Below are 21,888 nucleotides of genomic sequence, written 5' to 3'. Positions count from 1 at the left end.
TTTATGCTGACTTCTTAGCATAAATAGTCACTAGCGAGTTTAATCATGTTAGCCCAGCACATAGATCAAAACATTTGGCTAAGAGAGCAAGACCACCCTGCTGTAAGCATGACAAGGTGGCAACTACAAGTCGATTTACTTAACGACTTGTATCGTGCAAAAACCAGTCTTATCGTACAATTTTCAGCTGAAGATGCGCAAATAGTTTGCGGTAAAGCACATGCTGACAGCCCACTAAAAACAGGCTTGTTATTGGAAAACTCACTACTGATTGGGCCAGTAAATTCAAGCAGCTGCTATGGTACAAGCTCATTAATACCCAATGAGATTGGCGCACTTTTTTCACACTATGAGCAAGTATTGAGTTTGCAGCTATCTTGGCCTGATGGTCGAGTGTTCGGTTGTATTTTAATTTGTGATCCTGACACCACTCAAGCTTCATCCGCTTCACTAACGGTGATTGAATCGGTGCGCTCTTTGCTGCAAGGCGAACTAAAGCAAGTGTACTTAATGCAGCAAGTGCGACGCTTATCGTTTCAAGATGAAACCACTCAAATGCTAAACCCATATGGCTTTGGCCTCATGGCGCCAAGACAGCTGAGTTTGAGCCGACGTTTTGGCTCACATGCTGGGATCATCATCATTGAAATGATCGACAGTCCACTGATGCGTAATGCTCCGCTATCGGTATCGCAAAAAGCACGATTATTGGCACGCATTATTGCAGAGAGCTTACGAGAAGCTGACATGTCAGCCCGTATCGAGGAGAATAAGTTCATCATTTTAGCTTTTGTCGACAGTGAACCGAATTTAGAGACCCTCATTATTCGTCTGCGAAAACAGATCACTAGAGAAGCTGGAAAGTTAAGTATCGTCGTCGGTAAAAGCTTTTTTACACCCGATGCACAGCAGTCTCTAATACCGATGCAACAAGCTGCCGAGGACGATCTCGAACTGCGTCGCCAGTCTTTAGTCACCAAGCCCTATTGATCAGGTGTTTGATCCTTCGCCCATTGTAGAAACAACGCAATGGGAAAGGGAGACATCATCACCATCCCTAAACCCGCTAAACTGGCAATAATCGTTATTCCTGTTACTTGTTGCTGCATTTCCGTAAAGAAAAATAGCCCGATGCCGCATAACAGCATACTTAGTCCGACCCAATGCAGCATTTTGAGGTAATTAATTACATTTTTTTGCACTAACAATCGCCTTATTTCAGTTGGTTTTGAGCTAAAATACTTACAACATATCGATATTAATCACTTTGGATCCGTAAAATGATAAAACAATCCCTTATCGTAGCTGGTTTGCTACTAGGTTTATCCGCATGCCAGTCAACTCAGCAAGTCCAAATCGAGGATTTAGCTATTGAGGGGACATGGCATATTGAAGTTGCAAACGGTCAACCTGTTATCGACTATAGCCCAGCTCAACTGACTTTCGAAGCAGAAGGTAAATTAACGGGCAACAATAGCTGTAATAATTTCTTTGGAAGTTATGTTTTATCGGGTCAATCGTTGCAGCTTCAACCCGCGGGTAGCACCATGAAAGCCTGTGTTGATGCCTTAATGGCACAAGAGCAACGCGTTATGCAGGCGATGCCTGATATCAGCCAAGGCAAGCTCAGCAAAGGCAAACTACTGCTGCAAGATACGGACAATAAAACGCTATTAATACTCAGTAAAAAATAACTATTCGTCGCTCGTATTAACGACTAAAACCCAATAACAAAAAAACCGCCTAAATAGGCGGTTTTTTATTATTACTTAGCGACTATGACTTTAGCTTCTCAGCAATTTCTGCACTCTCTTCCGCGCCGGCATTATAATGTTCGATGTTGAGTTCGCCTTCTGATTTGGCAATCACAGTGGTTGCGACTAAGTCACCAGAGACATTCACCACGGTGCGGGCCATATCAAGTATACGGTCAATACCTGCAATTAACGCCACCCCCTCTAATGGCAAACCAACCGTGGTTAACACCAGTGTTAGCATCACTAAACCTGCACCGGGAACACCCGCGGTTCCAATTGAGGCTAACGTCGCGGTGAGGATAATCGTGATGTAATCCACCCAGCTAAGGTCGATACCAAATGCTTGGGCAACAAACAGTGCAGTCACACCTTGGTATAGGGCGGTTCCATCCATATTGATGGTGGTACCCAGTGGCAATACAAAGCTAGAGATTTTTTTATTCACCCCTAAATATTCATTGGCACACTTCATACTTACTGGCAACGTACCTGCCGAGCTAGAGGTGGTGAATGCGACCGCAATGGCATTACGGATCCCCTTAAAGAACTGTAGAGGATTTAGTTTGGCGAAAACAATTAATACAATGCTGTAGAAGCCAACAATATGTAAGAAGCAACCGATATACACTGCCACAATGACTTTAATCAATGGCATCAACATACCCACACCATATTCGCCAGCCACCCATGCCATAAGGCCAAATACACCGTAAGGTGCAAGTTTCATCACCATATCGGTTAATTTGTACATCGCTTCAGCGAGGCTTTCGAATACTTTTATCGCAGGCTTGCCATGGTCACCAATCAGTACCAGAGCAACGCCTAGAGCAACGGCAAATACAATCACTTGCAATATCTGACCACTGGCGAGTGCTGCGATAGGGTTAGTCGGCACGATATTAATCAAAGTTTCCATCACCGATGGCGTCGCTTTAACAACCTCATCAGAGGGTCCAGCGACCATACCTAGGCCTTTACCCGGTTGTAAAAAGTGACCCACTGCAAGGCCGACAGTTATCGCTATCGAGGTGGTGCCTAAATAGAAGGCAAATGACTTAAAACCGATACGCCCCATCTTGGCTGTATCTTGCATCGATGTGACACCCACAATAAGCGAGCAAAACACCAAAGGGACAATAAGCATCTTAATGGTATTAACAAATAGGGTTCCAATTGGCTTTAATACGGTTGCTTGTTCACCAAAACCGACGCCGGTTAAGATCCCCAGCAACATACCGATCAGGATCTGCAGCCACAATGGCACAGACATCCAGCTTGACCACACTTTGCCAAAAAGTGAAGTTTGTTGTTTTGACATAATTAAACCTTGCAACAATTGGAAAGGAAGACACAAGCAAATGCATGCTTGAAAAAATAACGCGGCAGTTTAGCATAGGCATTAAATGGCAGGGATGATCTATATCACGCTGACCCCTTCAATAAATTAGTCGCAACGATTACGCCTAGGTCATTAAGGAATTCGTAATTTTACGCCTCAAATTTTGAGTTTTTCTCATTTTTAGAGAAGTGCATTGTGTGCAATGCTGCTGGCGGCTGTTCTCGCTCAATTAAATAACTCCAGTAGGCATCATCAAAGCCACTAAATAACTGTTTATGCTTTCCCTCTGAGCGCAGGATAAGCCACCACCAAACGAGCCCCCAAACGCCAAAAGTCAGCAGGGTCGCCACAAAATGACGCGGGTGATTAATCGGTTTAAACGTCTGAATCTGTTGTTCGCTGCCAGCATGACGGCTTTTGTCACCGGAAGGGGGCGTGTTATCCATCATCACCTCAACTTTCTTTAACCTTAAAAAAAGTGTAGCAGAGTGAGACTTTAGTCGAATGCCAATCAATCAATATAATCGAAAAATTGCAATTTAAAATTATCACGCATGGTAAAGTGACTCAAAAAAAAGGGATATACCATGATAATTCGTAAAGGCCAATCTACCGATTTACAAGCGCTAATTAACTTCAATCAAGCTATGGCACTGGAAACAGAAGACCTTGCGCTCGACACCGATGTACTAACAAAAGGGGTTCATACACTCCTCACATCGCCAGAAAAAGGTTTTTACCTGGTGGCTGAAGTCAATGGGGAAATAGCAGGTTCATTAATGGTGACTTTTGAATGGAGCGACTGGCGCGCAAAAGACTACTACTGGATCCAAAGTGTCTATATTCGCCCTGAGAATAGACGCCAAGGGATCTACAATAACCTCTATCAAGCCGTTAAAGATATTGCCGCTCAAAATGGCGGTGCAGCAAGCTTTAGACTTTATGTTGAGCAAGATAATACTAAAGCGCAACAAACTTACAGCGCATTAGGCATGGAGCAGAGCTATTACCTAATGTACGAAGAGAAATAAAAGGCAATTGTGCCCAGGTGCCGTCACCTGGGTGAGTCAAATCTGTTTCACCGCACTATCCCAGCGACGTTTCCTTCCACCATTTCTCACACACTCGACAACAGCTATACAAAAAACAAACTAAGCACATGAAAAATTATATCCATACCAGATAGTTGTATTAACACACTCCTTAAATATCGGCTATCATACACTCTGAAATTCTTTGTCTAAATGCAATATGCGCCAATTAAAGCAACTCAAAAAACAGATTCTATCTTTGCTACAGATAAAAAAATATCAGTGGTTGGTTTCCCTATTACTGTTTGTTACCCCATTTGCCATTCTGTTCCCAGCGGAGCCTGCTTTTATAAGCTACAGCATTAATTCACACGTCAATGATACGCTCAAACAAATAACCATTAAAATAAATAGCATAAGCCGAATCCTACAAGACAAAAAGCTGATAAATAAACTCAATTTTGACTGCAAAACAGATGATATTGCACTGTTGAGTAGCCAGGATTTTAATCCTCTCTATGTCAGAGTCATTCAACTTGAATTAAGCAACGGTGAAAAATGTTCAAATTTTGGGTCTGCGATCATTAAAAATATGAGTCCCGCCATTTTTGTCGCCGAACATAACTTCACTCTGGCCTCGACAGTTAGCCACCAGTCACAAAGAAGAGAGACTATTTTAGTTCAATTCCATGGAGGGCATAGATTACTCACTGTGATCAATAGTCGCGTCCTCAATAATTATCTAGATTCCGAGTGCGCCGATTGTTATCAACTCAAATACTCAGTCCCAGGCCTTCCTAGCATGATCCGAGGCGAGCAAGAGTTACAGCAAAAGAACCATCACTACTCAACGAGCAGTTATTACTCCAATAAGGACTACAGCATCACCTTGCATGCTGGTGACAGGCTCTATGAAGAGCTCGAAGAGGAGGTCGATGTTTACCTGTATATTTCGAGTTTCATCATAGCCATCTTGCTTAATATCATGTTTTGGAGCTGGTGCTCCTCCAGAGCTTCTCTCAAAGGCATGATCATTGCTGCACTAAATAATAATGAATTTATCCCTCATTATCAGCCAGTGATTAACAGCAAAACGGGTAAGGTCATCGGTCAGGAAGTGCTTATCAGATGGCAACTCAAGGACAAGAGCCTAATTCCTCCAGGGCAGTTTATTCCTTACGCTGAGGAAAATAATCTGATTATTGCTATTACTGATAATCTTTTAGAGCAGGTCTATCAGGATCTGTCTGAGTTAACTGGCTGGGTCAGTATTAATATCGTCGCTAAGCATCTGGAGCAAGGTTTACTCTCCCCGTGGCTCAAAGACCGCGACAATGAACTGATAAAACGACTGAGCTTTGAGCTAACGGAGCGGGAGCAGATTAAACAGTTCAAGGAAGCCGAATCTGAAATTCAATTAATCTCTCAGTTTTGTAATGGGGTGAAACTAGATGATTTTGGTACGGGGTATGGGGGCTTTAGTTACTTACAAAAACTGGGTGTGCAAAGCATAAAGATAGACAAGATGTTTATCGATACGATTGGTACCGACGATCTAAAGTGCAGCGTGCTCGATGCTATTATTACTTTCGGCCATAAGGCGAATTTAGAGATGGTTGCTGAAGGGGTAGAAACCAAAGTCCAGGTAGACTATCTCGCCGGAAAAGGCATTAACCTAATTCAGGGGTTTTATTACGCCCAACCAATGGCGAAAGCTGAGTTAATCGACTTTTATCGGAAAAATAAACAATAAAAAAGGCCATCGAAAATGGCCTTTTACTTGCAACTATTTTAGCCAGAAGCTATTTAACCGCAAATACTGGTGACTTTAATAGCCAGTCCACCTTGGCTCGTTTCACGGTACTTAACATGCATATCTTTGCCTGTTGCATACATAGTCGCGATCACTTTATCTAGGCTCACTCTCGGCTGGCAATTACGACGCATCGCCATACGAGAAGAGTTAATTGCTTTTACTGCAGCAATCGCATTACGCTCAATACAAGGTACTTGCACTTGGCCTGCGACCGGATCGCACGTAAGCCCTAAGTTATGCTCCATACCAATCTCTGCCGCCATACAGACTTTCGCAGGGTTGCCGCCCATAATTTCTGCAAGACCTGCAGCAGCCATTGAACAAGCCACACCGACCTCGCCCTGACAACCCACTTCAGCACCAGAGATAGAAGCGTTGCGCTTATACAAAGAACCAATTGCTGCAGCAGCCAAGAAGAACCGCGTGTATTCTTGCTCACCCACAGGCTTAATAAACTTGTCATAGTAAGCTAAAACAGCGGGAATAATGCCCGCTGCGCCATTGGTTGGTGATGTCACCACACGGCCACCAGCGGCATTTTCTTCGCTGACAGCCATAGCGAACACATTAACCCAATCAACGATCTCCATTGGATCGTTAGACAGACTTTCGCCCGTTACCAGCTGGCGATAAAGCGCTGGAGCACGGCGTGGAACACGCAGCGGCCCAGACAACACGCCTTCGGTATTACAGCCTTTTTCAATGGCCGCATGCATGGTTTCCCATACATCAGCAAAGCCTTTATAGATATCGGTTTCGCTGTTAAATGCCAATTCATTTTTAAACATTATCGTGCTTATGCTCATGCCTGTGTCTTCACAGATAGCGAGCAATTCATCGGCATAATTATACGGGTATGGCACTTCAATTGGATTCTGTGCTTCTTTGCCAAAGTGAGCTTCTTCAACAATGAAGCCGCCGCCTATTGAATAATAAGTGTTGCTCATGATTTTTTCATCACCAGCGTAAGCGTGAAGCGACATTCCATTTTCGTGCATTGGCAGAGCATAGTTATGAAAAATAACCGCATCATGGCCAAAGTCCACTAGGCGTTGTTCTTCGCCCATCGGCAAGGTTTCAGTCTGTTCCACTTGAGCAATAAAATGTGGAATCGCATCGATATCCACTTTTTGAGGTGTATTTCCACCCAAGCCCATAATAATGGCGATATCGGTATGATGCCCCTTGCCCGTTAACGACAAAGAACCAAAAATCTCAACACTCAAACGTGTCACTTGATCAAACTTACCAGCTTGACGTATATCGTCGATAAACTCTTTAGCGGCCTTCATCGGCCCGACAGTGTGAGAGCTCGACGGGCCCACACCAATCTTAAAAATATCAAATGCGCTAAACATAGAACTACCTCAAAAAAGGAGGAAGGGTTATAGATTTTTTAACCCAAGGTCAAACATTGATGGAACTGTGACACTAAAATCTCGGGGATTGATGCTGCCAATAACAACGATAAATACCCGAGTAGAATTCGTAGCAATAATCTATGAAACTAAGCCAAACAAGATAGCCGTGATAGCAAGTACGCCCGCAATCACCACAAAAATGTTGCTCACTCTGCCACGGTACGGTGCTAATGCAGGCACTTTATGAATCGCATACATAGGCATAAGGTAAAGAATCGCCGCGATAACCGGACCACCTAATGCTTCAATCATGCCTAAAATACTTGGGTTGATAATCGAAACACCCCAGATAGTGAAGAACATAAAGCCTAAGATAAACTTGTTCAGCTTCTTATCTGACACGTCTTTTTTGCTACTACGAAGCTGCTTAGTAATAATACCTTTCATGCCTTCTGTTGCGCCCATATAGTGGCCAAAGAAAGAAGAAAAGATAGCGACAATAGCGATGATAGGGCCAAGGTAACTTACAAAATCACTTTCATGCATGTTAGCTAGGTAAGACAAAATAGGCAGGTTGCTTGCTTTTGCTTCTGCAAGTTGTGCTGGCGTTAGTGACAATACGCAAGAGAATACAAAGAACATCACAAAGCCAACTAACATCATCGTGGTGTTTTTTAAAATAGTGTCAGCTTTACGCGACGCATTCTTACCATGTTCACGCTTTAATGCCACTGAGAACTGTGAAATAGCGGGTGAATGGTTAAAAGAGAAGATAAGCACTGGAATGGTTAACCACACAGTACCCAAGAAAGCACCCGTGCTAGGAACAACATTTAATGCGTCCATTTTCCAACCGGGGATCAAGTAAAAAGACATAAATGCCAAAATAGCGACTAATGGGTATATCAAAATCTGGGTCACTTTAAGCATGAATTTCTCACCTGCAACCATCACTGACATCATGGCAATGATAAGGACACCAGAAAGAATAAAGCGTGGTGGTGAAGCCATGCCTAGCTGATTAACAATAAAGCTATCAACCGTGTTAGTAATACCTACGCCGTAAATGAGAACAATTGGATAGATGGCTAAGAAATACAACATGGTAATGGCTTTACCCGCACCTACGCCGAAATACTCTTCTACTACATCGGTAATATCACTACCTGGTTTCTTCGATGAACACACAAAGCGCGATAAGGCACGGTGGGCAAGGTATGTCATAGGGCCAATAATTACCGCCATTAATACCAATGGCCAAAAGCCCCCCATTCCTGCATTAATAGGCAAGAATAAAATACCGGCACCGACAGCCGTACCAAATAAACTCAACATCCAAGTCGTATCTTTTCGGGTCCAAGGGAGCGTATTTGTCGCTGCTACTTCGTTTTGGGCCACTGGTTGTGTATTGATCACGTCGTTTTGCATTAGCTTTACCTTGAAAGGTGTTTTCAACACCTGTAGATGTATATCTAAGGAATGATTTCGCGATTAAGGTAATCCTAATGCAGGGGCTATAAATTGATCTGTATGCGTATTATGTAATTGATTTTCATAATATAGCGATAACGTGAACCGCATCACTTTCTTTATGTAATAAATTTTCATTTATACTGAAGTTTAGTAACTCAATTGAACCTGAATTTAACACTGAGTTTACCTATTTCATTCGATGCTGATATAAATCTGTCAAAGTACAAAAAAAGCCAGCGGACATAGATCTCACAATGAGCAATTTAGAGATCTAGCCCGGCAAACTAGGTACCGTACTTGAGGTAAGTCACACCTTTTTAGCCCCTGATTCTAGATCGGATTAGTCAATCTAATGATTAATATAGATAAATATTTGTAGCCTATTTGTTAGCCAGCCAATAAAGCTACTAAATAGCCTCAATTAAGCAGTGACATTACGCCGCCTAAAAGTTATAAATTGACAATAACTAACAGCTCCCGTACACGCTATACGAGCCGTTCGCATTATCTACCTAAAGAAGTAATACAATTCATGACACAAATTATTCGAGTGATTGTCGGATCTAAAAATCCAGTTAAAGTGGGCGCAGCTAAAGCAGCGCTAACGACCTTATTCCCAGAGTCGATGATTGAGTGCGAAGGCGTGCATGCCCCCTCTCTTGTCGCTGAGCAACCGATGACTGAAGCTGAAACTCAAGCTGGAGCGGTTAATAGAGTCAAATACTGCCAAAGCCACTATCAAGCAGATTACTATCTTGCGATGGAAGGCGGGGTTGATCTATTTGATCATGGCCCTGCAACCTTTGCTCATATTGCCATTGCTCACAATGAACAAGTCAGCGTGGGTCGTAGCGCACTGCTGCCACTGCCAATAAAGGTATACCATGCACTGACTCAAGGTGAAGAACTTGGTAATGTAATGGATAGCATGTTTGATACCGTTAATATCAAACAAAAAGGCGGGGCTATAGCACTGCTAACTCAAGGGCATGCTACACGTCAAAGTGTCTACACCCAAGCCATCATTCTGGCAATGGCCCCAATGCTTAATCCTGAGATCTACTGTTTATAACCAGCGTAATTTGTCTGTACTTGGTCAAACTCTATCTCTGTTTGATCAAGTCAGTATTAGCCGTTAGTTTATAACTTTAAATAAATGTACTTGATTTTATTACATAGTCCTCGTAAGTTAGATGCTACTCGCAACTAAATGCCCGTGATGAAACCAGATATGCCAAATCCCCCTTGCCAAGCTTCACAGTTACGCCGTCTTTCCAGACAACTGATCCGCCAATTAGGACTGTTAGATGCCGCTTGTGGTAACCAACCGCTATCTCCCGTCCAAGCACACACCTTAATTGAGTTAGGGCAAAGCTCGTATTCGATAAAGCAGTTAGCTGAGAGGCTAAACATTGATAAGTCCAATGCTAGCCGTGCGGTAAGCCACCTCGTTGACAAGGGCTTTGCCAAAACGGCCGCTAACCCCAAAGATAGTCGTAGCCTAATGGCACAACTCACCTGTAATGGTAAAAAACAACTACTCAAACTCGATGAACAACAAAATCTGCAGTTTAACGAGATCATGGCGCAGCTGCCCAACGAGCATATAACCCAGATAGAAAGTTCACTTCGCCAATACAATAAAGCCGTTATGCGGTCTAAAGCTCAGTTTGGTTTTATCATCAGAGAGATAACAGCCCATGACAATGCTGCTATGGCACAGATCATTCGTCAGGTTTCAGCAGAATATGGGTTAACGGCAGACAAGGGCTATGGTGTGTCAGATCCAACGCTGGACGACCTCACCGAAGTGTACCAAGCAAGTAATGCCTGTTACTGGGTCATCGAGTATCAAGGGAAGATTTTAGGCGGTGGTGGAATAGCGCCACTGAACAATCAGCCTGGGGTGTGTGAGCTGCAAAAAATGTACTTTTCACCCGCGCTACGTGGCAAAGGCTTTGCTAGACGACTCGCATTACAAGCCATCAAATTTGCGACAGAGCAAGGGTTTAATGCCTGCTATTTAGAAACAACAGCGAATTTAGTTGAGGCGATAAAGCTCTACGAATCGCTGGCATTTAAGCATATAGATGCACCGCTCGGTGACACAGGCCATGATGCCTGTGAAGTGACCATGTTACGTGACCTATCCTGAGCCAAACAGAGCGAGTGTATTAAGTTGATAGTTTTTGTGATAAAAAATTGGTAGCCTCAAGTTAAGTAAGCTGAACTTGAGGCAAGAAGCGCCATTTATTATTGCCCTCATCCTTGTCGAGCTTTCGAGTAATAGTCCGTTATTACCTACCTTCCCCCGCCTTGGCATAGGCAGTAATCTCGGTACTAAGCTAGAATTTATGCTAAATCAATAATTTAATGTTTAAGTTCTGATCTCAATTTAGATTGGTTCATTCACCTGACATTCATCGATCCGCGTTCAGGTTAAGTCATCTTTTGCTCGTTCTCAGTAATAAGTGAGTTGCATTATGGAATATAAACGTCTGCCACACTCAAGCTTAAATGTTAGTAAAATCTGTTTAGGGACAATGACGTGGGGTGAGCAGAACACCCAAGCTCAAGCATTCGAACAGTTAGACTACGCGATAGGTGAAGGAATTAACTTCATCGATACCGCTGAAATGTATCCAGTCCCCCCGAAAGCAGAAACCCAAGGTGCTACCGAAACCATTCTTGGTAACTACCTCAAACAGCGCGGCAACCGAGATGAACTGATTATTGCCAGCAAAGTTTCAGGTCCAGGCGGTAAGAGTGACTATATTAGACCAAACATGTCTCTGGACTGGCGTAATATTCATCAAGCCGTTGATAGCTCACTACAGCGATTACAACTCGATACCATCGATCTCTATCAAGTTCACTGGCCCGATCGTAACAGTAACTACTTTGGCGAACTGAGTTATGAGCAGCAAGATGATGGCGAGCAGCAAACCCCCATTATTGAGACTCTTGAAGCGCTAGCCGATCTAGTGACTGCGGGGAAAATTCGTTATATCGGTATTTCCAATGAAACTCCTTGGGGTTTTATGAAGTATTTGCAGCTGGCCGAGAAACATGGCTTACCTAAGATTGTCTCAGTGCAAAACCCTTATAACCTGCTAAATCGCAGTTTTGAGGTCGGAATGACCGAAATAAGTCACCGTGAAGAGGTGCCGTTATTGGCCTACTCTCCGCTGGCCTTTGGTGCATTATCGGGCAAATACCTCAATGAGCAGTGGCCAAAAGGTGCTCGCTTAACACTGTTTAAACGTTTTGCTCGCTATACCGGATCTGCAATGGCGCTCGAAGCGACTAAAGCTTATGTTGAGCTCGCTAAAGAGTTCAATATGAGCCCTGCACAAATGGCATTGGCGTTTGTTAACGCGCAAAAATTTGTTGGGTCTAACATTATAGGTGCAACCAATATTGAGCAGTTAAAAGAAAATATCGACAGTATCAATTGCAGTATTTCACCAGAGTTAATGCTACGCCTCAATGAATTAGCGCAGACATATCGCCTGCCCTGCCCATAATAAACAGCTTTAGCCTTGCATTAGTCGTGCAGATCTTACAAGATCTGCGCGCCTTTTATATTTATACCTCGGATCAGATTAATGGATCTCACAATGTTACGGTCACAATTTCCTGCGCTCGCCCAATCTAACAACGGTTACCCGTTATGTTATTTAGACACTGCAGCCACTAGTCAGAAGCCGCAACAAGTGATTGATGCCATGAATCACTATTATCATTTTGATAATGCCAATGTGCATCGAGCAGCACACCTCTTATCAGCGCGTGCGACCACACAATATGAAGCGGTACGCGACAAGCTATGCCAGTTTATTCAGGCTCGCCGTCGGGAAGAGATTATTTTCACCCACGGCACTACAGAAGCAATTAACATCGTTGCCAATGGGCTGACATCTCAACTTAAACTGGGCGACCTGATCTTAATTGATGCTGCAGCACATCACGCCAATATTGTGCCATGGCAAGAACTCGCTAAGCGCACTGGCGCGATAATAAAGCCAATCCCATTAACGACAGATTGCCGTTTAGACAGCGCAGCATTTGATACTTTGCTACTCGAAAAGCCTGCGATAGTGGCACTCGGCCATGTGTCTAATGTGTTAGGCACGGTCAATCCAGTGAGCGATTTAGTTGCTAAAGCCAAACAGGTGGGCGCTATCACCTTAGTTGATGGCGCACAAGCGATTGCGCACATGAGCGTTGATGTACAAGACATTGATTGTGATTTTTATGTGTTCTCTGGCCACAAAATGTATGGCCCCACAGGCATCGGGGTTTTATACGGTCGCTTTGCACTATTAGATAGTCTTAGTCCGTTGATGACGGGTGGAGAGATGATTAAAACCGTCAGTTTTAGCGGCACTGAGTTTAATCAACTGCCCAATCGACTCGAAGCTGGCACTCCGCCAATCGCTGAAGTTATTGGTTTAGGCGCAGCAATTGATTTCATCGACGCACAGCCCAAAGCGCAAGTTAGCGCCGCAGAGCAAACGTTACTTATCTATTTGCAAGACTCGCTCAAAGCCTTGGGCGATGTCGTACTCTATGGCGCTCACAGTGACAATCTCGGTGCCGTTGCCTTTAATCTTGCAGCTGAACACCATCAAGATGTCGGGATATTATTAGATCAGCAAGGTATTGCGGTACGCTGCGGTCACCACTGCGCCATGCCACTGATGCAGAGTTTACAGCTTAATGGCTGCTGCCGAGCCTCTATTGGTATTTATACTAATAAGGCTGATATCGACAACTTTATTACTGCAATGCAGTCAGTGAAAGAGTTGTTGCTTTAGGATCGAAGATAACAGCTGAGACGGTTAAGAGCCGATACTAAGTGCTAGGAAAGCAGAATAGAGCTAAGACGGTAGTAACTGAGACGAAAGAGCCGGAAAGTCGAAGAAGCTAGAAAGCAGGATAATGCTAAGACGGTACTAGCTGAGACGAAAGAGTCGGAAAGCTGAAGAAGCTAGAAAGCAGGATAATGCTAAGACGGTACTAACTGAGACGAAAGAGCCGGAAAGCCGAAGAAGCTAGAAAGCAGGATAATGCTAAGACGGTACTAGCTGAGACGAAAGAGTCGGAAAGTCAAAAACGGTATTTTCAAATAATCATTCACATTAAAGTCAGGTCGAATATGAGTCAGCAAGTCCAGCCAACAAAACAGCAATTTCTCACGCTAGCACTGGAAGCTGATGTATCAACGACAATGCAGCTGTTTGAAAATGCCGGTAACTGGCAAGAGCGCTATCGTCAGATTATGTTGCTCGGTAAAACCTTACCTAAATTGCAAGATGAACTGCGGAACGAGTCTGCTCAGGTTAAGGGCTGTGAGAGCAATGCTTGGCTGTATCATTGCAAGATAGAGGGCAAACATTACTTTGTCGCAGACAGCGACGCCCGTATCGTAAAAGGGCTTATCGCACTGCTATTAATTGCCTGCAATGGTAAAACCAGCGCAGAGATAGCACTTTTTGACCCTAACCCGTATTTTAAGCAGTTAGGGCTTGAAGGCCAATTAAGCCCGTCACGCACCAATGGTTTACTTGCCTTAGCCAAAGCGATTAAAAGTGAAAGTGAATAAAAACACTGTCACCCGCTAAACTTGTCAGTGAAGCGCTCTCAACTAATATTTCTCGATGAAGATCTAAACATTAAGATCCTCTATTAAGAGCTCAGTATTAAGCGAGTATCGATAGCTAAGCCAATCCCACGAACCGAACCGATGTAATCAATCGTTCCACGATCGATTCGAGGGGCTTACTTAAGCTGAGCTTAGGCTATTATCCCCCTACCTTCGCACGCGTTTTCCACTGCAAGCCAATCAAAGCTAAGATCACTAATACCCCCACAAAGCCCGTACTGAAGGGATCAAATAGCACCCACGGCGCAGCTGAAAATGCCACCAAACGTTCAACATTTGAAAGCGGACGTAATAGATAACCTTCAATCGATATAGCGATGGCGACAATGATGGTTGCCGTCTGCACGATAGCAAAAGCAAACGCCATCATGCTGGCCTCAGGATTTAGTAGGTCGGTATAGGCCATCATGATGGGGATCATAAACAGTCCACCCGCAAGCTTAAAGGCTTCAACTGAGGATTTCATCGGGTTAGCATTGGCAACACCCGCCGCCGCAAATGCCGCCAGCGCAATCGGAGGGGTAACATTTGACGTTTGAGACAGCCAAAACACAATCAAATGTGCCGTGAGCAATGGCAAGCCAAAGTCTCCCAACATAGGCACCGCCATTACCGCAAGTACAATGTAGGCGGCAGTCACTGGTAACCCCATGCCTAACACTAATGCCACAATGCTTATCAAGCCTAATGCCACCAGCATATAGCCGCCGGAAAACTCCATGACAAACTGGGTAAATTGCAGCCCTATGCCTGTTTGGCCCACTACGCCAACAATAATACCCGCTGCGCCGCACGCAACCGAGATAGGCAATGCCATTAAGGCACCACTCTTCATTCCCGAGATAAACTTACTCAAACCAATACGGCTGTGTTTACGCAGTGCTGCGGTCAGCAAGATCGCGGCGCAACCTGCAACCCCAACTAATAACGGCGAGTAAGCCATCATCAGTAACGTGGTAATAATTGCCAAAGGAATGAGATGGTGAGCGCCTTGCTTCATCACCGTCATCACGGCCTCTGTGCGACTGGCGGCTTGTAGATTTAACTTACAGGCCATTAAGTGCACGTAGAGCAAGGTACAGAAGAAATAGAGTATCGCCGGCGCTATCGATGCCAACATAATGTCGCTGTAGGGCACCCCCGTAAACTGCGCCATCACAAAGGCGCCAGCACCCATAATCGGTGGCATTATTTGCCCTCCAGTTGAGGCCGCCGCTTCAATTCCCGCTGACTGCTCCGGCGTGTAGCCCAGCTTCTTCATCATAGGAATCGTCACAGAACCTGTCGTGACAGTATTGGCAATGGCAGAACCTGAGATTGAACCGAGTCCAGCGGAGGCTAATACCGCCGCTTTAGCTGGCCCACCGCGATATTTTCCCGCGATAGAGAACGCCAAATCGATAAAGAACTTACCCGCGCCAGTCACCTCCAAGAAGGCGCCAAATAACACGAAAATAAACACCGTTGTTGCGGCAATACCGAGTGCTGAGCCAAAGATACCGTTAGCAGAGAAGATCTGAAACTGAACCAGTTCTTGCAAAGAATAGGCTTTGGTCGCCAAAGCACCTGGCAACATATCGCCAAAAGCACTATAAGCTAAAAACAGCGTAGCAATCAGCACCATTACCCAACCGACAGTACGGCGGCAACCTTCTAGTAGTAGCAGTACCAAGGCGCTTCCAGCCACTAAATCAGCCGTCCCTAAGCCATACAGTAGATGATCGATGTCGTTGTAATCGAAAATCAGCATGCGGTATCCCGCAAATACCGTTAAGCCACATAAGGCTAGATCCGTCACCCGTCCCAGCATATAGCCCTTGTTATAGCGATTACTGATCAGTGGGTAATGTAAAAAGATCAGTACTAGCACCCAGCATAAATGCACTGGACGAAAATAGGTCGCTGAGATGGTCGATGTGATCCCTTGCCAAATTTGGAATGACGACAGCGCGACGGCAATCGCTAAAATGAGGTATCCGAAAACCTTTACCGCGGTTTCATAAGGCAAGGTGTTAATCACGTCCTTACTGCTATCAAGCTGATCTGCCTGACTGCTCGTCTCTTGTTCGTTAACCTCTTTATCGTCAACAGGGGTCATATTGTGTCCTCAAGGCAGCTTAACGTTGTTATTAGTCAAGGTTAAACAGCCTAAATAGCGCAAAGGCAACTATTAGCTGCCTTTGTCGATGATGCAATGCACCTATTGAGTTAGGTGCTGATTATCAGTGAATTTACTGGCTCAGTGAGTCTAAGTACTTTTGCGCGCCAGGATGTAATGGCACACCTTGTAGACGGTTAGCATTTTCTGGCGTAGTGGCATCAGCAACTTTAACCACTTTTTGCACCTCACCCATGTTTTCAAAGGCGGCTTTAGTCAGGTTAAACGCCATCTCATCGCTCATATTGGCACTCACAACAATCACATTCCACACACTTAACGTCGATACTGCACCCACACTGTTATACACATCAGCTGGGATCGTATAGTTACTATAGGCTGGATTTTGTTTAATAAACGCAGCACTTTCAGAAGCCGATACTGGGATAATATTGATCTTATGAGTCAACGCAACTTGAGTCACAGCGCCCACACCTTGGCCGCCCACAATAAAACCTGCATCGATTTGACCGTTCGCTAGCGCGTTGGTCGTTTCGGCGTAATTAAGATAAACCGCTGTGATATCTTTTTTGACATCAATACCAATCGACTCAAGCAATGCTGCCGAGGTCACTGCGGTACCACTCGCAGGTGCGCCCAAAGAGATACGTTTGCCTTTAAGATCTGCCAGAGAAGTAATGCCTGATTTTTCTAAACTGATGGCATGTACAAGGTTTGGATAAAGTGCAAACAAGGTTTTCACTGGCATGGCACTTCTGAATTTCCCCTCACCTTTATAAGCATCCAGTACCACATTGCCCATGGCTATTCCGGCGATCATGTCACCACGAACCACTTTAATGGTGTTCTCAACCGAAGCGGCTGTCACTTCCGCTTTCACATTTACGTCAGGAACATTATCAGACCATACTTTGGCTAATGCCCCACCAAAAGGGTAATAGATCCCGCTTTGACCACCGGTGCCGATTGAGTAATTTTCAGCCTGAGCCGACGCAGGCAATACCAACAGTAGTGCAAGTGCTAACGCGCGATAAAACATAGCCTTCCCCTTAATTTTGTTCAATTTTATACCTTTGCCACTTCAAAATATTCGTGTTAGAAGTCGTTTGCGCATGTATATTAGACTTTGATTTAAAAGCCTTTAATTATTAATGATTTCACTTCAATTTGGCCTCGATAGTCACTTAAGGGTCAAGTATTGTCAAGATATCGAATAGTCGAAGTCGATAGGATACTATGGGGGGATAACAATAAAAGTAGGCTAATCAAGGTCTACAGTGGGAGAAAAAAATGCAACCGCTAATCAATCGACGCCAACTTATTAAAGGTCTTGCCGCTGGCACCGTCTTAAGCCAGCTTGGCCCACTGCCTGCTTTAGCCAGTGAAAACAAACGTCTGTTTGTCGATGGCCTCTGTTTTCTTCCCGACGATTTAGCCGATCTGGGTGCATCGGGTATTGATGCTTATCTTTGCGATATATCAGCCATTGAGGCGATGAAACAAACCGATGGCACCACCAACTACAAACGGACTTATCAGGCTTGCATTAAAAGCATATCAGCGGCAAAAATCCGAGTTGAAGCCAACAGCGACAAACTCATTCTGGGGCTAAATGCTAATGACATTAACCGAGCCAAGCAGTCAGACCGCACCGCGGTGTTCTTTCAGATCCAAGGAGCTGACTGCGTAGAGGGCAGCATTAATAACGGTTTAAGCCAAGTCGATGAATTTCATGCCAAAGGGTTAAGGGCGTTGCAACTGACTCACCACTACGGTAATCAATTTAGTGGCGGTGCACTCGATAATGATGCTAGTGGCGGGCTTAACCTACCGCTAACCCAAGCGGGTGAGGCGCTGATTAACAAGCTAAATGATAACCATATTCTCGTCGATGTCAGCCATTCAAGTCCCCAAGCTGCATTAGATACTGCCAGGGTTAGCCGCTCCCCTATCGTTCAAAGCCATGGCGCAGTGCGTGCTTTGGTTAATCATGCTCGCTGCAGCCCAGATGAAGTGATTAAAGCGATTGCCGATACCGGCGGATTGTTCGGGGTGTTTATGATGAGCTTTTGGCTTACTAACGATAAAGTGCCAACGGTTGATCACTATATTAACCACCTAAAACATGTCGCTAATGTTGGGGGTATTGATGCTGTCGCCATTGCCAATGATTACCCACTGCGTGGCCAAAAGAACTTACTCAAGCTTAATAACAATAACGCTGAAGGGGTGAAACAGTACCTTAGTTGGTGGCATAGCCTGCGTGAGAAAAACGTGCTGGGCTACGACATTGAACCTGAACATGTCGTGATCCCAGAGTTGAACGATATTGACCGCATGAATCGTATTGATCTAGCCTTAAGTAAAGCCGGCTTTAGCAGTAATGATCGCGATAAGATCATGGGGCAGAACTGGCAAAGAGTACTCAGTGATGTATTGGTCTAATGATGCAGACTCAGTTAGCGCATAGACAGCAATAGTCTTTGGCAGTTAAAGTGGCAAGAGATCCAATTGCCACTATGAATATATATGCTGACCACACTCGCCATTCAAAACTATCGCTCTTTACGGGATGTCACTATTCCACTGGCGAAACTAAACCTTGTCACTGGCGCTAATGGCAGTGGCAAATCTAACTTATATAAAGCATTACGCTTACTTGCTCAAACAGCACAAGGCGGTGTGGTTAATGCTTTAGCGCTTGAGGGAGGCTTAGATTCCAGTTTCTGGGCTGGACCAGAGAAGCTATCGCGTGCCATGTTAGCGGGAGAGACGCCTGTTGAGCCAACAGTAAGGCAGCAGGTTAAACGGCTCAGGCTCGGTTTTGCTAGCGATGAATTCAGTTATTTGATTGAGCTTGGGTTACCAAAGCCTGATTCCACTACGTTGTTTGGATTAGATCCGCAGATTAAACGTGAAGCCATTTGGGTCGGTAATTCATATCGTCCAGCCACCGTATTGGTTGAGCGGCGTTCAGCATTAGTCAAAAGCCGCACTGAACAAGCAAAGCAAGCGGGCTGGCAAACACTCAATGTACACATGCAGCATAGCGACAGCATCTTTACTGAACTTGCTGACCCTGAGCGAACGCCAGAGGTCATACGCCTGCGAGATAATATTCGCGCCTGGCGCTTTTACGATCATTTTCGCAGTGACTGCGATGCCCCGGCAAGGAAGTCACAATTAGGTACCCGAACGCCAGTGCTACATCATGATGGTAGAGATCTAGCATCAGCTATCCAAACCATATTTGAAGTTGGTGACCGAGAAGCCTTTGATACTGCTTTGAGTGACGCTTTCCCCGGTGCACATGTGGTTATTGAATATGAATCTAATGGCATGCTAACCCTGAAATTTCATCAACAGGGTCTGCTTAGAGCACTGAATGCCGCTGAATTGTCTGATGGCACCTTACGTTACCTTTTACTGGTTGCCGCCTTACTAACGCCAAGACCACCAGAATTAATGGTCCTTAACGAACCAGAAACCAGCTTACACCCGGATCTGCTGCCAGCACTATCTCGACTTATTGTTAAAGCCTCAGAGCGTTGCCAGTTATGGGTTGTGTCCCACGCGAATAGGTTGATTAACTCACTCAATCAGTTTGAAGATTGCAATTTAATTGAACTGGATAAACAGCTCGGGCAAACAGAGATTATTGGGCAGGATATATTGAGTAAACCAAGCTGGCGTTGGCAAAACCGCAGCTAACTCGCTGCGGTAATCTTCTTAACAGTCATGTTTTTTATTGGGACTGACCGAGTGGAATAATCGCGTAATGCGAGGTCAGTCGAATAACGATTTAGAGTGAGAAGTTAGCAATCGTTTTTTGGATGCCCACCACATCAGTGCCTCTTTTTAGCTCTTTGACTAATGGCTCTTTTTGACCAGAGATCCACAACTTTAACTCTGCATCCATATCAAATCTGCCCGCGGTTTCTACTTCAAAATGGGTTATCGCTTTATAAGGTACTGAATGATAACTCACCTTCTTACCCGTCATGCCTTGCTTATCGATTAAGATCAGCCGCTTATTGGTAAAGACAAACATGTCACGCACCACTTTATAAGCGAGGCTCAATGACTCATTGTCTGCCATTATCGGACTAAGTTCTTCAGTCAGCTCTTCAAGGTTGACCTCTGAAGCATTTCCCATCAGCGAATCTAATAATCCCATTTTATTTTCCTTAATATTGAGTCAACGTTATCTCAGCGACAAACCACTGCAGCAGTTAAGAACTTAACCGCTATTGCGAATTTAATCCAATCAAAGTCGTCAAGTACAATGGGTAATTAACGGGTCAATGCTTATGAGTTACCCCTCGATTACAGCACAATCAGAAAGCACCTTGCGGACGATGAATAATTAAGTTTGATCACTTTAAACACGTTTTGGACAGAAATGAGATCGCTTAGCAGAACAACTTGGGAATAATTGGGAGTCATCCCGGCAAGGCTTCTGGGCCGGGTTCTAGTGCCATTACCTAAAACATCTACTTATGATGGAAAGCAGCTCATCCACTATGTTCCTTTGTAAACCGCCGTGAATACCTCCATGTAGGCTCTGCTGAAAAATCCCTTTTTCAGAAGCTTGCACGTTCCACAGCAGATGATCTGCCAGCGAGTTCAGAGTAGCGTCTAGCTCATTTCTGAACATAAATGAGTTAGTGCTAAAGCTCTTGGAGTGATGAATTTCATAAGGGAAAGTATGGCCATCAGATATGCGGTAACGCCTTGCTAAGCGGAAAAGAATAGTTGGATATATTCGCGAAGCGATGGCCAACTGTTATTTTTCCTTTTAAGCAACTTGTTATACATTTTTACCTCTATAGCTAAACTTAATTAGCGCATAACAACCACCTAGAGCAATAATGATAAGCCCCAAGCCAACTATTGCCAACGGTTCATATTTTTCTAAATCGAGTAAGATCACTTTTCTAGAGACAGCTATAACTGCTACTAACAAAATAATTTCTGCATGAATAACATTTTCTTTGAAATACATTTCTATTGTTTCTATAAGTTCAAAACCAATAAGGATAATAAAAAAGAAACCAAATATTTTAAGCAACTGATCTATTTTCACATGCATTAAACCACCTGCAGAATCAAATATGTCAGTATAAAGAGCAATTGCGAGCTCAAATATCGAAATCCCAACGACTATATACATAGCAATAAGAACAGAAAATGTCATACATTTCTTTACAGTACGCATTAAAGATACTGCTTTGTTGATACGTTCGTCTACCACTTAAATACTCCTAAATGTATAACGCCTTGCTAAGAGGCGAATAATTGTTAGCTAAAATAAGCGAGGAACG

At 44.2% G+C, this 21,888-nt stretch carries 20 protein-coding genes; 11 read left to right on the top strand and 9 right to left on the bottom strand.

The window, feature by feature from the left end; all coding sequences use genetic code 11:
- Positions 1–45 precede the first annotated feature (45 nt).
- Entirely contained in the window at positions 46–990 is a 945-nt protein-coding gene (locus tag CXF83_RS05380; protein WP_101091716.1) for a GGDEF domain-containing protein, read from the top strand.
- On the opposite strand, the gene CXF83_RS05375 is transcribed toward CXF83_RS05380, so the two are convergent.
- The gene (locus tag CXF83_RS05375; RefSeq protein WP_101091715.1) at positions 984–1,202 is read right to left on the bottom strand and encodes a hypothetical protein; all 219 of its coding nucleotides are present in this window, start codon (positions 1,200–1,202) and stop codon (positions 984–986) included. The genes CXF83_RS05380 and CXF83_RS05375 overlap by 7 nt on opposite strands.
- 78 nt (positions 1,203–1,280) lie before the next feature.
- Between CXF83_RS05375 and CXF83_RS05370 the strand changes: the two genes are divergently transcribed.
- On the top strand, positions 1,281–1,694 hold the full coding sequence (locus tag CXF83_RS05370; RefSeq protein ID WP_101091714.1) for an META domain-containing protein: 414 nt from the start codon (positions 1,281–1,283) through the stop codon (positions 1,692–1,694).
- Between the two features lie 82 nt (positions 1,695–1,776).
- On the opposite strand, the gene CXF83_RS05365 is transcribed toward CXF83_RS05370, so the two are convergent.
- Positions 1,777–3,075 (bottom strand): dicarboxylate/amino acid:cation symporter, encoded by a 1,299-nt coding sequence (locus CXF83_RS05365; RefSeq protein ID WP_101091713.1) that lies wholly within the window; start codon positions 3,073–3,075, stop codon positions 1,777–1,779.
- 170 nt (positions 3,076–3,245) lie between these two features.
- A complete protein-coding gene (locus tag CXF83_RS05360) occupies positions 3,246–3,542 on the bottom strand; it encodes a hypothetical protein (protein WP_443018880.1) in 297 nt (98 codons plus the stop codon).
- Between the two features lie 141 nt (positions 3,543–3,683).
- Between CXF83_RS05360 and CXF83_RS05355 the strand changes: the two genes are divergently transcribed.
- Together CXF83_RS05355 and CXF83_RS05350 are read left to right on the top strand one after the other, a co-directional pair.
- Entirely contained in the window at positions 3,684–4,127 is a 444-nt protein-coding gene (locus CXF83_RS05355) for a GNAT family N-acetyltransferase (RefSeq protein WP_101091711.1), read from the top strand.
- A 220-nt stretch (positions 4,128–4,347) separates the two neighbouring features.
- The gene (locus CXF83_RS05350) at positions 4,348–5,880 is read left to right on the top strand and encodes an EAL domain-containing protein (protein WP_101091710.1); all 1,533 of its coding nucleotides are present in this window, start codon (positions 4,348–4,350) and stop codon (positions 5,878–5,880) included.
- A gap of 53 nt (positions 5,881–5,933) precedes the next feature.
- Here the strand turns inward: CXF83_RS05350 and CXF83_RS05345 are convergent, their stop codons facing one another.
- Together CXF83_RS05345 and CXF83_RS05340 are read right to left on the bottom strand one after the other, a co-directional pair.
- Entirely contained in the window at positions 5,934–7,301 is a 1,368-nt protein-coding gene (locus tag CXF83_RS05345; RefSeq protein ID WP_101091709.1) for an L-serine ammonia-lyase, read from the bottom strand.
- A 141-nt stretch (positions 7,302–7,442) separates the two neighbouring features.
- Positions 7,443–8,732: a serine/threonine transporter gene (locus CXF83_RS05340; RefSeq protein ID WP_101091708.1), complete on the bottom strand. Its 1,290-nt coding sequence runs from the start codon at positions 8,730–8,732 to the stop codon at positions 7,443–7,445.
- A gap of 577 nt (positions 8,733–9,309) precedes the next feature.
- On the opposite strand from CXF83_RS05340, the gene yjjX reads away from it, so the two are divergent.
- The 5 genes from yjjX to CXF83_RS05315 all read left to right on the top strand — a co-directional run bounded on the left by yjjX (position 9,310) and on the right by CXF83_RS05315 (position 14,385).
- A complete protein-coding gene (gene yjjX, locus CXF83_RS05335; RefSeq protein ID WP_101091707.1) occupies positions 9,310–9,849 on the top strand; it encodes an inosine/xanthosine triphosphatase in 540 nt (179 codons plus the stop codon).
- Between the two features lie 159 nt (positions 9,850–10,008).
- A complete protein-coding gene (locus tag CXF83_RS05330; protein WP_232775037.1) occupies positions 10,009–10,932 on the top strand; it encodes a bifunctional helix-turn-helix transcriptional regulator/GNAT family N-acetyltransferase in 924 nt (307 codons plus the stop codon).
- 328 nt (positions 10,933–11,260) lie between these two features.
- The gene (locus tag CXF83_RS05325) at positions 11,261–12,304 is read left to right on the top strand and encodes an NADP(H)-dependent aldo-keto reductase (protein WP_101091705.1); all 1,044 of its coding nucleotides are present in this window, start codon (positions 11,261–11,263) and stop codon (positions 12,302–12,304) included.
- Between the two features lie 81 nt (positions 12,305–12,385).
- Positions 12,386–13,597 carry a SufS family cysteine desulfurase gene (locus CXF83_RS05320; protein WP_101091704.1) on the top strand — a complete coding sequence of 404 codons (1,212 nt, stop codon included), beginning with the start codon at positions 12,386–12,388 and terminating at the stop codon, positions 13,595–13,597.
- Positions 13,598–13,938: 341 nt separating this feature from the next.
- A complete protein-coding gene (locus CXF83_RS05315; RefSeq protein WP_101091703.1) occupies positions 13,939–14,385 on the top strand; it encodes a SufE family protein in 447 nt (148 codons plus the stop codon).
- A gap of 199 nt (positions 14,386–14,584) precedes the next feature.
- Here the strand turns inward: CXF83_RS05315 and CXF83_RS05310 are convergent, their stop codons facing one another.
- A complete protein-coding gene (locus tag CXF83_RS05310; RefSeq protein WP_101091702.1) occupies positions 14,585–16,543 on the bottom strand; it encodes a TRAP transporter permease in 1,959 nt (652 codons plus the stop codon).
- Positions 16,544–16,676: 133 nt separating this feature from the next.
- Positions 16,677–17,603 (bottom strand): TAXI family TRAP transporter solute-binding subunit, encoded by a 927-nt coding sequence (locus tag CXF83_RS05305; RefSeq protein ID WP_101091701.1) that lies wholly within the window; start codon positions 17,601–17,603, stop codon positions 16,677–16,679.
- 251 nt (positions 17,604–17,854) lie between these two features.
- Here CXF83_RS05305 and CXF83_RS05300 point away from each other — a divergent pair, with 251 nt between their 5' ends.
- Together CXF83_RS05300 and CXF83_RS05295 are read left to right on the top strand one after the other, a co-directional pair.
- Positions 17,855–19,009: a membrane dipeptidase gene (locus tag CXF83_RS05300; protein WP_101091700.1), complete on the top strand. Its 1,155-nt coding sequence runs from the start codon at positions 17,855–17,857 to the stop codon at positions 19,007–19,009.
- An 84-nt stretch (positions 19,010–19,093) separates the two neighbouring features.
- On the top strand, positions 19,094–20,275 hold the full coding sequence (locus tag CXF83_RS05295; RefSeq protein ID WP_101091699.1) for an AAA family ATPase: 1,182 nt from the start codon (positions 19,094–19,096) through the stop codon (positions 20,273–20,275).
- 91 nt (positions 20,276–20,366) lie between these two features.
- On the opposite strand, the gene CXF83_RS05290 is transcribed toward CXF83_RS05295, so the two are convergent.
- Complete coding sequence (locus tag CXF83_RS05290) at positions 20,367–20,741, bottom strand: PH domain-containing protein (protein ID WP_101091698.1); 375 nt, start codon at positions 20,739–20,741, stop codon at positions 20,367–20,369.
- Between the two features lie 633 nt (positions 20,742–21,374).
- Positions 21,375–21,818: a phosphate-starvation-inducible PsiE family protein gene (locus CXF83_RS05285; protein WP_101091697.1), complete on the bottom strand. Its 444-nt coding sequence runs from the start codon at positions 21,816–21,818 to the stop codon at positions 21,375–21,377.
- Positions 21,819–21,888: the final 70 nt, after the last annotated feature.

The sequence above is a fragment of the Shewanella sp. Choline-02u-19 genome (assembly GCF_002836205.1).
Lineage (GTDB): Bacteria > Pseudomonadota > Gammaproteobacteria > Enterobacterales > Shewanellaceae > Shewanella.
The sequence above is the reverse complement of the archived record's forward strand: the minus strand, read 5'-3'. Positions and strand labels throughout refer to the sequence as shown.

Excerpts from the sequence above, each read along its gene's own strand:
- CXF83_RS05370 (WP_101091714.1), top strand. The coding sequence starts at position 1,281 with ATGATAAAACAATCCCTTATCGTAGCTGGTTTGCTACTAGGTTTATCC.
- CXF83_RS05355 (WP_101091711.1), top strand. The coding sequence starts at position 3,684 with ATGATAATTCGTAAAGGCCAATCTACCGATTTACAAGCGCTAATTAAC.
- CXF83_RS05365 (WP_101091713.1), bottom strand. The coding sequence starts at position 3,075 with ATGTCAAAACAACAAACTTCACTTTTTGGCAAAGTGTGGTCAAGCTGG.
- CXF83_RS05360 (WP_443018880.1), bottom strand. The coding sequence starts at position 3,542 with ATGGATAACACGCCCCCTTCCGGTGACAAAAGCCGTCATGCTGGCAGC.
- CXF83_RS05345 (WP_101091709.1), bottom strand. The coding sequence starts at position 7,301 with ATGTTTAGCGCATTTGATATTTTTAAGATTGGTGTGGGCCCGTCGAGC.
- yjjX (WP_101091707.1), top strand. The coding sequence starts at position 9,310 with ATGACACAAATTATTCGAGTGATTGTCGGATCTAAAAATCCAGTTAAA.
- CXF83_RS05315 (WP_101091703.1), top strand. The coding sequence starts at position 13,939 with ATGAGTCAGCAAGTCCAGCCAACAAAACAGCAATTTCTCACGCTAGCA.
- CXF83_RS05310 (WP_101091702.1), bottom strand. The coding sequence starts at position 16,543 with ATGACCCCTGTTGACGATAAAGAGGTTAACGAACAAGAGACGAGCAGT.
- CXF83_RS05380 (WP_101091716.1), top strand. The coding sequence starts at position 46 with ATGTTAGCCCAGCACATAGATCAAAACATTTGGCTAAGAGAGCAAGAC.
- CXF83_RS05325 (WP_101091705.1), top strand. The coding sequence starts at position 11,261 with ATGGAATATAAACGTCTGCCACACTCAAGCTTAAATGTTAGTAAAATC.
- CXF83_RS05295 (WP_101091699.1), top strand. The coding sequence starts at position 19,094 with ATGCTGACCACACTCGCCATTCAAAACTATCGCTCTTTACGGGATGTC.
- CXF83_RS05340 (WP_101091708.1), bottom strand. The coding sequence starts at position 8,732 with ATGCAAAACGACGTGATCAATACACAACCAGTGGCCCAAAACGAAGTA.
- CXF83_RS05305 (WP_101091701.1), bottom strand. The coding sequence starts at position 17,603 with ATGTTTTATCGCGCGTTAGCACTTGCACTACTGTTGGTATTGCCTGCG.
- CXF83_RS05320 (WP_101091704.1), top strand. The coding sequence starts at position 12,386 with ATGGATCTCACAATGTTACGGTCACAATTTCCTGCGCTCGCCCAATCT.
- CXF83_RS05350 (WP_101091710.1), top strand. The coding sequence starts at position 4,348 with ATGCGCCAATTAAAGCAACTCAAAAAACAGATTCTATCTTTGCTACAG.
- CXF83_RS05330 (WP_232775037.1), top strand. The coding sequence starts at position 10,009 with ATGCCAAATCCCCCTTGCCAAGCTTCACAGTTACGCCGTCTTTCCAGA.
- CXF83_RS05300 (WP_101091700.1), top strand. The coding sequence starts at position 17,855 with ATGCAACCGCTAATCAATCGACGCCAACTTATTAAAGGTCTTGCCGCT.
- CXF83_RS05290 (WP_101091698.1), bottom strand. The coding sequence starts at position 20,741 with ATGGGATTATTAGATTCGCTGATGGGAAATGCTTCAGAGGTCAACCTT.